The sequence below is a fragment of the Micromonospora sp. LOL_015 genome, assembly GCF_048060275.1.
Classification (GTDB): domain Bacteria; phylum Actinomycetota; class Actinomycetes; order Mycobacteriales; family Micromonosporaceae; genus Micromonospora_E.
Genome location: NZ_JBHMIO010000024.1, coordinates 81,980 through 90,386 on the forward strand (window position 1 = coordinate 81,980; position 8,407 = coordinate 90,386).

General features: G+C 70.9%; 9 protein-coding genes and 1 pseudogene. 8 read left to right on the top strand and 2 right to left on the bottom strand.

The annotated features are described in order from the left end of the window. Positions 1-19: 19 nt before the first annotated feature. The 4 genes from ACFHWU_RS19415 to ACFHWU_RS19430 all read left to right on the top strand — a co-directional run bounded on the left by ACFHWU_RS19415 (position 20) and on the right by ACFHWU_RS19430 (position 3,392). Positions 20-1,078 carry a polyprenyl synthetase family protein gene (locus tag ACFHWU_RS19415; protein WP_416556496.1) on the top strand — a complete coding sequence of 353 codons (1,059 nt, stop codon included), beginning with the start codon at positions 20-22 and terminating at the stop codon, positions 1,076-1,078. 243 nt (positions 1,079-1,321) lie between these two features. Beyond that, positions 1,322-2,116 (top strand): IclR family transcriptional regulator, encoded by a 795-nt coding sequence (locus ACFHWU_RS19420; RefSeq protein ID WP_416556495.1) that lies wholly within the window; start codon positions 1,322-1,324, stop codon positions 2,114-2,116. A 92-nt stretch (positions 2,117-2,208) separates the two neighbouring features. Further along, positions 2,209-2,703 (top strand): sigma-70 family RNA polymerase sigma factor, encoded by a 495-nt coding sequence (locus ACFHWU_RS19425; RefSeq protein WP_233606748.1) that lies wholly within the window; start codon positions 2,209-2,211, stop codon positions 2,701-2,703. Continuing rightward, complete coding sequence (locus tag ACFHWU_RS19430) at positions 2,703-3,392, top strand: anti-sigma factor family protein (protein WP_416556494.1); 690 nt, start codon at positions 2,703-2,705, stop codon at positions 3,390-3,392. Before ACFHWU_RS19425 ends, ACFHWU_RS19430 begins: the two co-directional genes overlap by 1 nt. 72 nt (positions 3,393-3,464) lie before the next feature. Here the strand turns inward: ACFHWU_RS19430 and ACFHWU_RS19435 are convergent, their stop codons facing one another. Further along, positions 3,465-3,851, bottom strand: a complete 387-nt coding sequence (locus ACFHWU_RS19435; RefSeq protein WP_416556493.1) for a phage holin family protein — start codon at positions 3,849-3,851, stop codon at positions 3,465-3,467. A gap of 381 nt (positions 3,852-4,232) precedes the next feature. Here ACFHWU_RS19435 and ACFHWU_RS19440 point away from each other — a divergent pair, with 381 nt between their 5' ends. The 4 genes and pseudogenes from ACFHWU_RS19440 (at position 4,233) to ACFHWU_RS19455 (ending at position 7,294) form a co-directional block, all read left to right on the top strand. Then, positions 4,233-4,550, top strand: a complete 318-nt coding sequence (locus ACFHWU_RS19440; RefSeq protein WP_282233287.1) for a WXG100 family type VII secretion target — start codon at positions 4,233-4,235, stop codon at positions 4,548-4,550. 84 nt (positions 4,551-4,634) lie between these two features. Continuing rightward, positions 4,635-4,928, top strand: a complete 294-nt coding sequence (locus ACFHWU_RS19445) for a WXG100 family type VII secretion target (RefSeq protein WP_278174719.1) — start codon at positions 4,635-4,637, stop codon at positions 4,926-4,928. Between the two features lie 210 nt (positions 4,929-5,138). Beyond that, positions 5,139-6,932, top strand: a pseudogene (locus ACFHWU_RS19450) (SseB family protein); the annotation flags it as partial. Beyond that, a complete protein-coding gene (locus tag ACFHWU_RS19455) occupies positions 6,929-7,294 on the top strand; it encodes a hypothetical protein (protein ID WP_416556491.1) in 366 nt (121 codons plus the stop codon). The pseudogene ACFHWU_RS19450 and the gene ACFHWU_RS19455, both read left to right, overlap by 4 nt. 13 nt (positions 7,295-7,307) lie before the next feature. Here the strand turns inward: ACFHWU_RS19455 and ACFHWU_RS19460 are convergent, their stop codons facing one another. Further along, entirely contained in the window at positions 7,308-8,246 is a 939-nt protein-coding gene (locus ACFHWU_RS19460) for an alpha/beta fold hydrolase (protein ID WP_416556490.1), read from the bottom strand. Between the last annotated feature and the right edge of the window lie 161 nt (positions 8,247-8,407).

The following is an 8,407-nucleotide window of genomic DNA, read 5'->3' on the forward strand; positions in this document are numbered from 1 at the left end:
CTGCCACCGCCGCTGTGGCATGGTTGGGGGTGTGGTGAGGACGGCTGACGGCAGCTCCTTCGCGTCCGGCGCGGGAGCGGTGACCTCGATCGGGATCGACATCGTCGACCCGCAGCTGCAGGCGTCCGTCGCCGGGATCCTGGCCGGAGTCGAGGTCGAGCTGCGCGACAGCGTGTTCAGCGCCGACCCGTTCGTCACCGAGGCGGCCCGACATCTGGTCGAGGCCGGCGGCAAACGGTTCCGCCCGTTGCTGGTGGCGCTCGGTGCGCACTTCGGCGACCCGGCGGCACCACTGGTGGTGCCGGCGGCGGTGGTGATGGAGCTGACCCACCTGGCGACGCTCTACCACGACGACGTGATGGATGAGGCGTTGGTGCGTCGCGGCGCACCGAGCGCCAACTCGCGGTGGACCAACTCGGTGGCGATCCTGGTCGGGGACTACCTGTTTGCCCGGGCCGCCGACCTCGCAGCGGACCTCGGTATCGAGGCGGTACGGCTGCAGGCCCGCACGTTCGCCCGGCTGGTGCACGGTCAGATCGCCGAGACGGTCGGCCCGCATGGCGGCGAGCCTTCGGTCGACCACTACCTGCAGGTGATCGGGGACAAGACCGGGTCGTTGATCGCGACGTCCGCACGGTTCGGCGGGATGTTCGGTGGCGCGGCAGCGGAGCACGTCGAGGCCCTGGCCGGGTACGGCGAGACCATCGGGGTGGCGTTCCAGCTATCCGACGATCTGCTCGACATCGCGTCGGACTCCGCCCAGTCGGGCAAGACACCCGGCACCGACCTGCGCGAAGGGGTGCATACGCTTCCGGTGCTCTACGCGCTCGGCTCGGACGACGGTGACGCCGCCTCCCGACGGTTGCGGGAGATCCTGGCCGCCGGTCCGGTCACCGACGACGACCTGCACGCCGAGGCGCTGGGCCTGCTGCGCGAGTCACCGGCGCTGAAGCGGGCCCGGGAGACGGTACGCGGCTACGCTGAGGAGGCCCGGTCCCGGCTCGCGCCGCTGCCACCCGGCCCGGCGCGGCAGGCGATGCAGTCGCTGTGCGACTTCATCGCCGACCGGACGAACTAGCCGGGTGGCCGGGGTCCGGTCCTGGTCCGGTCCGGTTGCCCGGGCGGATCTCCGCCGGCCGGCGACGGTACGGGGGCGACGAGCGGCACCGCCATTTGCGATGATGTCGCGTTAGCCAATAGCATGAACCGTACGTGTCGGGCGCCACACCGATAGTCGCCACCTGGTGCCCCTGATTCGAAAGGGCGTTCCACAGGCGGCTGTCTCTTCATATGGTGTAAGTCCCCGGCGGCGGAGGTGGTTGTGCGCGACCCCTTGGCGGAACCTTCGGACCTCATCCGGAGCGTTTCACGGGCACTGCGTGTGCTCGAAGCGGTCGGACGTGCCCCGCGCGGACTGACCGTCAAACAGATTGCCCGGCGCTGCGAGCTGACCGTGGCGACCACGTACCACCTGGTGCGCACCCTGGCGTACGAGGGCTACGTGATCCGTCGCGAGGACGGCACCTACATCGTCGGCCTCGAGGTGGCGGACCGCTACCGCGAGCTGGTCGCCGCGTTCCGCGGCCCGCCAGCGGTCGGTGAGGCGCTGCGCCGCGCAGCGGCGGAGACCGGCTACAGCCACTACCTCGGCCGCTTCGTCGGGTCCCAGGTGGCGGTGACCGCGTCGGCCGACGGGCTGCGCTCGCCGTACCTGGAGGACCTGGTGCCCGGGTTCGACGAGGGGGCACACGCCACCGCACTGGGCAAGGCGCTGCTCGCCACCCTCACCCCCGACCAGCGGTTCCGCTACCTCAAAGAGTTCGGCATGCGGCCGTTCACCTCGGCCACGATCACCACCATCGAGGGCTTCGAAGCCGATCTCGCGGTAGGCGACCGGCGCGGCATGCACCTGGAGATCGGCCAGTACCGGCAGGGACTCGCCTGCGCCGCGGTAATGGTCAACGCGGACAAGGACGTCGAGCGGCGGGTGGCGATCGCCTGCGCGTTGCCGGCGGCCGAGATGATGACTTCGGCCCGGGTGGTCCGCGCGAAGCTGCTCACCGCCGCCCGGGCGGTCGCCGAGGCGATGACCGGCCCGGAGTATCCGGGCAGCTGAACAGTTTCTCCAGGACCTTGAACCGCCCGGCCGGCAGCTACGTGTCATGAGGCGGAAGGGAAGGGCGCCTCTTGACCGACCAGGATTCACGATTGATGCGCGCGTTGCACGAAGAGCATGGTGACGCGCTCTTCGCCCATGCGCTGCGGCTGGCCGGTGGCGACCGGCAGCGAGCCGAGGACCTGGTCCAGGAGACGCTGCTGCGGGCCTGGCGACATCCCGAGTCGCTGGACCCGGAGCGGGGATCCGTACGCGCCTGGCTGTTCACCACGGCCCGGAATCTCGCGATCGACGCCTGGCGCCGACGCAGTGTCCGGGTCGGCGAGGTGGTCACCGACGAACTGCCGGAACCACCTCCAGCGGTGGACGAGGCGGACCGCGCCGTGGAGGCGTGGACCGTGGCCGAAGCCCTCGGCCGGCTCTCCCAGCCACACCGGGAAGTGCTGATCGAGTGCTTTTACCGGGGGCGTTCGGTCTCCGAAGCGGCGGCCAGGCTCGGTGTTCCGCCGGGTACCGTGAAGTCACGGACACACTACGCATTGCGCTCGCTGCGGCTGGTGCTGGAGGAGATGGGGGTGACCCAGTAGTGAAATGTGACTACGCGCACGACGACGGCGCGTACGTCCTGGGTGCCCTGTCACCCACCGAGCGAGCGGCGTACGAGCACCATCTCGCCGGCTGCCCCAACTGCCGGCAGGCCGTCGCCGACATCGCGGTGCTGCCCGGTCTCCTCGGCCGGCTGGATCCGGCCGGCTTCGAGCAGATCAGCGACCCGCCGTCGACCGAGCCCCGGTTGGCCACCCTGGCCGACGCTGCGGGCCGGGCCCGGCGCCGGGGCCGGCGGATGCGCCGCTGGCAGACCGCTGGGGCGGCGCTGGCCGCCGCCGGTCTCGCGATCGTGGTCGGCTTCGGGGTCGGCTGGGTGGGGACCGGCGGTACGCCGGAGCCCACGCCCGGCTCCCAGCTCGTCGCGATGCAGCCGGTGGCCTCGCAGTTGCCAATTCACGCCGAGGTGGGTCTGCAGGCGGCGGCCAACGGCACCGAGGTCACCATGCGCTGCTGGTGGGAGCCGACCAACCCGGACGGCCGACCGATGGATTTCGAGTTGGTCGCCTACGACCGGAACGGGGCCAAGCAGCAGGTCGGCTCGTGGGCGGTCAGTCCCGGAGCCGAAATTGTCTTCACCGGGGCGACCCGGTTCGAGCACGACCAGTTGGAACGGGTCGAACTGGTCCGTTCCGACGGCGCGGCGGTCCTGGCATACCAGGTCGGCTGACCTGGTCGGTCGCCGGTCGGTTCCGGCCCGGCCTGGTCGGCCGGTCAGTCCCGGTTCAGCCTGGTTGGCCGGTCAGTCCCGGTCCAGGATCAGACCCAGCAGCCAGGTGACCACGCCGACCAGCAGCGCCCCGAGCACGGCGGCCGGCCAGAAACCATCCACCTCGAACGGCAGGTCGAGCTGTCCGGCGATAAATCCGGTCAACAGGAACAGCAGTCCGTTGACGACCACCGCGATCAGCCCGAGGGTCAGCAGGTACAGGCCACACCCGACGGTCTTGACGATCGGCTGCAGCACCGCGTTCACCACGCCGAAGATGACCGACACGAGCAGCAGCGTGACGACCGCCTCGCCGATCGCGTCGGTCTGCAACGCGATGCCCGGAATGATCAGGGTGGCCAGCCAGAACGCCAACGCCGTACTACCCAGGCGGATGAGGAGGCTTTTGAGGAAACCCATCCGGGAATCTTGCCATGCCGACCGCCGGTTGCGCCCCATCGGTCTCGCAGCTGCGCCGTCGACGTCCCGGCAGCACCAGTTGCAGTCCCACCAGTTGCAGTCCTACCGGTACACGGCGCGACGGTTGGTCGACCCTGCTGACTGTCTCCCCGGTTTGACCGCTCGCTGGCTGATTCGTCGCCGGTGCCACCGCAACCGAGCCGTTATCCACAGCGGACGAGGTGGGGCTGCGGCGGCGGGTCGACCCTACTACGGTCGGCGAGGTGACGTTCACCGCCGTCGCGGCGGGGGTGACTGGCCACGGTCCGGCGCGGGAGGCGTCGGCCGGTAGGCGCCGGGGTGGTGGGCACCCGGCTTGACCGGGACCGAGAGGGGCACAGCGTGTCGCAGACGCAAGCCGAGTTGGCGATCATGCAGCGGGCGGCCAGCCGTTTCGACCAGGTCGACGAGGAGCTCGACGCGATGCTGCGCGGTCTGCTGCAGCGTTTGGAGGTGCTTCAGCACGCCTGGCGTGGTGCCGGTGGTCGATCCTTCGAACAGGTCACAGCCGGGTGGGCCAGGGAGCAGGCGGTGTTGCACCGGGCGTTGCGCGAGACGGCCGGAGCGATTCGTACCGCCGGGACGCAGTACCAGGCAACTGACGCTGCGGCGGCGGACCGGGTGACCCGGGCGGGGCGACGGATCGAGCTGCCGCTCTGAGACGCACTGGCAGCTTGCCGGCCGGCTGCTCCGGGGCGCTGCCTGGCGGGCGGCACGATGGCACGACGCGGAGGAGGTAACCAGGTGGCCGATGGCGAGCTGGTGGTGGATTTCCGCGCACTGCAACAGGCCAGCGCCGACATCGGGCAGGCGCTGCGTACTCTCGGGTCGCAGTTGCACCAGGTGGAACGGGAGGCTGCGCCACTGGTAGCGACCTGGGAGGGTGCGGCCCGTCAGGCGTACGAGCAACGGCAGGCCCGGTGGCGCGGCGCGGCGCAGAATCTCCAGGCCCTGCTGCGGGAGATCAAGGTCGCGGTCGACGAGTCGGCCGCCGACTATCTGAGCACCGAACGGCGCAACGCGGACCTGTTCCGATGAGTCGAACGGTGTTCCTTCGACTACGCGAAGTGTTTTCTCGCATCAGTTGATCTGCAAGGCGTCCGCCGGCCGTTGTGATCGTGGCACCACCTTGTAGGTTGTACCGGACGCGTGTGGCCTGTCCGGTGGAAAGGGGGGTCGGCCGTGACCGATTGGCAACCGGCCACCGAGATCGAGGCCGCGATGCGTGACGCCCTGCTCCGTCAGGACCAGGAGCTCTACTTCCAACTGCTTGCCGGCACCGAGCTGCTGCTCCCGGTTTCGGCTCAGGCCCTGGCCGGTCAGGCCCCGATGGGCTGGGGCACCTGGACGACGAACGGGCGGACCCACGTCCTTGCGTTCACGTCGCCGGTCACCCTGCACGCCTGCCTAGGTGACAGCGGCAGTTCCGCCCGTCGGGTGACGTTCGCCGAGCTGGCCGCCACCTGGCCGAACCTGGAGTGGTGGCTGGCGGTCAACCCGGGTCTGCCGATCGAAGGCTGGCTGCCGGCCTGGTTCGTCGCTCAGCTGGCCCGCGGAGACGCGCGACTGCCGAACCGTGGCGGCCACTCCGAGGGCCGCGCCGATGCCGCCGCCCGAGCCCGCGCCACCGCCACCGCCACCGTCCCCGGACCGGCCGGCCATCCCGGCGGTGCCTGGCCGGTCGACGGTGGGCCCGTTGACGGCGGGCCCGATCTACTGCCGGACCACGGCCGGCATCCCACCCGGTACGCCGCCGAAGCTTCCGCCGCTGCCAGCCCACCGCCGGCACCGGCCGCTCCGGCTCCGGAAGGTCAGTGGCCGCACCCCGACAACGCGGCCGCCGACCCGGCGCCGCCGACCGTCAGTCCGGTGCCGCCCACTGAAGACCCGGCACCAGCGGCGGAACAGCGCGGTGCGGCCGGCGGCACGGTCGTCGGGCCGGTCCCCGAGGCGCCGTCCGGTCCGGCGCTCGAGCCAGACGTCGAGCCACCGTCCGGTCCGGTGCTCGAGCCAGACGTCGAGCCACCGTCCGGTCCGGTGGTCGAGGAGCCACCGTCCGGTCCGGCCTTCGAGCCGGCCAACGACGTGGAGCGGGACCTGGTCGCGGCGGCGGGCGGCGGTGGCAGCAACTCGTTCCTGTCCACCCTCCTGCTCGCCAAGGTGCTGCTGCCCGTCTCCGAATCGTCCGTGGCCGGGTCCAGACCCGGCGACGAGGGCTTCACCTGGCGGACTGAGACCGCCGCCGACGGCACGTTCGTCGTGGTGTTCACCTCGCCGGAGCGGATCGCCGAGCACTTCGACACCCCGGTCGAGACCGTCGAAGTGAAGTTCGTCCAGCTGATCCGCCGCTGGCCGGACCCGCAGTGGTCGTTCGTCATCAACCCCGGCACCCCGGTCGGCGCGAAGCTGCCCGGTACGGAGATCGTCGGCCTGGCCAGCTGGGCGGCCGAAGTCGGGCTGGGAGTCGAGGAAGTCGACGTCGAACAGCCGGCTGAACCCCGACCCGGCGCGTCGGCCGCGCCGAAGCCGGCCGTGTCCAGCGGGCCGGACGTCCCGGGGCAGCCGACCACGATGCAGAAGACCGTCGCCGCCAGCCAGGTCGGCTACTACCTGGACCGTGGCTACGACCGGGTGTCGGGGTTCGTGCACCGCGCCGCCGAGGTCGCCCACCTGGACACCCCAGCCAAGCTGTACGCGGCACTCGGGCTCGGCTACGCCGGGTCACCCTTCGCCCCGGATGCCGACGAGATCTTCGTGTTGCGGTGGCCGGCCTACCGGCCGAGCCTCTACCGGATTCCCTACGGCGGTCAGAACGAGAACGCCATGCGGGCGATGGAAGGCTGGGTGATCGAGCGCCCGCCGTTCCGTGGCAACGGCTTCGCCCCCGGGGAGAGCAGCGACGTCGTGGCCGAATTCAAGGTCGACGGGATCCGGCTGCCGCACGGCTCGCAGCTGTGGCGGCTCGGCGCGGACGGCACCGGGACGCTCGTCGCCCGGCTGGACGCCGACGAGACCGCCTGGCAGCGGGTCAAGGAGGAATGATGCGCGACGGCTACGTCGCCCGCTGGCAGGGGCAGGAGTACGACGCCAGCCCGGCCGGTGACGAGGTGCGGATCTACCAGCCGGCGGAGGGCGACGGCTTCTCCGCGATCCGCTCCGGCCGGTACGTCCGGGTGGTGCCGATGTCCGAGGTCGACGACTTGGCGTACGTCCGTACCACCTGCACCTGGCACGGCCAGCCGTTCGTCGTGCTCGCCAAGCACGACGGCTGGCTGCGGGTCGAGTACACCGGCGGTCGGGCACCGGTCGCGCAGTCGCTCGGGCTGGAGGAGTTCGACTTCGGCGTCTACCAGGGCTGGGCGGCGGCCAACGAGGTGACCGAGCTGCGCGAGCACCGGGTCTGACCCGGGTCGCGGATCAGCTCTTGGCCCAGCGCAGTACCTCGCCGAGCACCACCTCCGGCGACTCGACGTGCGGGAAGTGACCCACCTCGTCCAGTAGCCGCCACTCGTACGGGGCGATCACGTACCGCCCGGAGCCTTGCGCCGTCCGGGGCAGCACCGCCGGGTCCAACGCTCCGTGCAGCTGCAACGTCGGTGTCACCAGCGGCTCCTGCAACAGCTTGACGAAGCGGTAGCCGTGCAGCCGCAGCAGCGACCGGAACGCCCAGCGGTATCCCTCCAGCGCGCAGAACGACGCCTGAGGAATCCGCATCGCGGTCCGGCACAGCTGTTCGTACTCGGTGAACCGGGCTCCGCCCGTCCACGCCGACCCACCCCACTGGCGGAGGAACCCACCGACCATCGCCGCGTCGTCGCGGGTCAGCACGTGTTCGTAGCGGGGTAGCTGGAAGCGCAGCGACGGGGTGGAGGCGGCGGCCTGCCCACGCGGGTCGGTGAAGATCGCCGAGCGTAGCCGCAGCGGGTGGGCGGCCCCGATGACAATCAGCCGGCGCACCATCCTCGGGTGGAACGCGGCGGCGGTCCACCCGATCATGCCGCCGAAACCGGCGCCGACGATGGTCGCCGAGCGCTCGCCGAGCGCCCTGATCATGCCGGTGACGTCGGCGGCCAGCGTGTATCCGTCGTACCCGCGCGGCGGCTTGTCGCTCGCGCCGAAACCGCGCATGTCGACCGCGACGGCACGGTAACCGGCGTCGGCCACCGCCGGCAGCATCTCGTGCCAGGCCCACCAGAACTCGGGAAATCCGTGCAGGAAAAGGACCAGCGGGCCGGTGCCGGCCTCGACCACATGGAACCGGCTGCCGTTGGCACCGACGTACCGGTGCTCCCAGGGGCCCTTGATGAGTACACAGGACTCGTCGACCGGGCCCGCTGTACTGCCACGTTCTCCCATGGCGACAGCGTAGGCCGGCCCCGCACCACCGTATCCGGCCTGGGCAAACAATAGAGGTTGGTTCAGGGCGATCACCGGCGTGGGCTCAGGGTGGTCCACCGGGGGGTGTCCCTATGGGTTGTGTCAAGCGGCGAGGCGGGGTTCGTCCGCCGGTTTGGGCT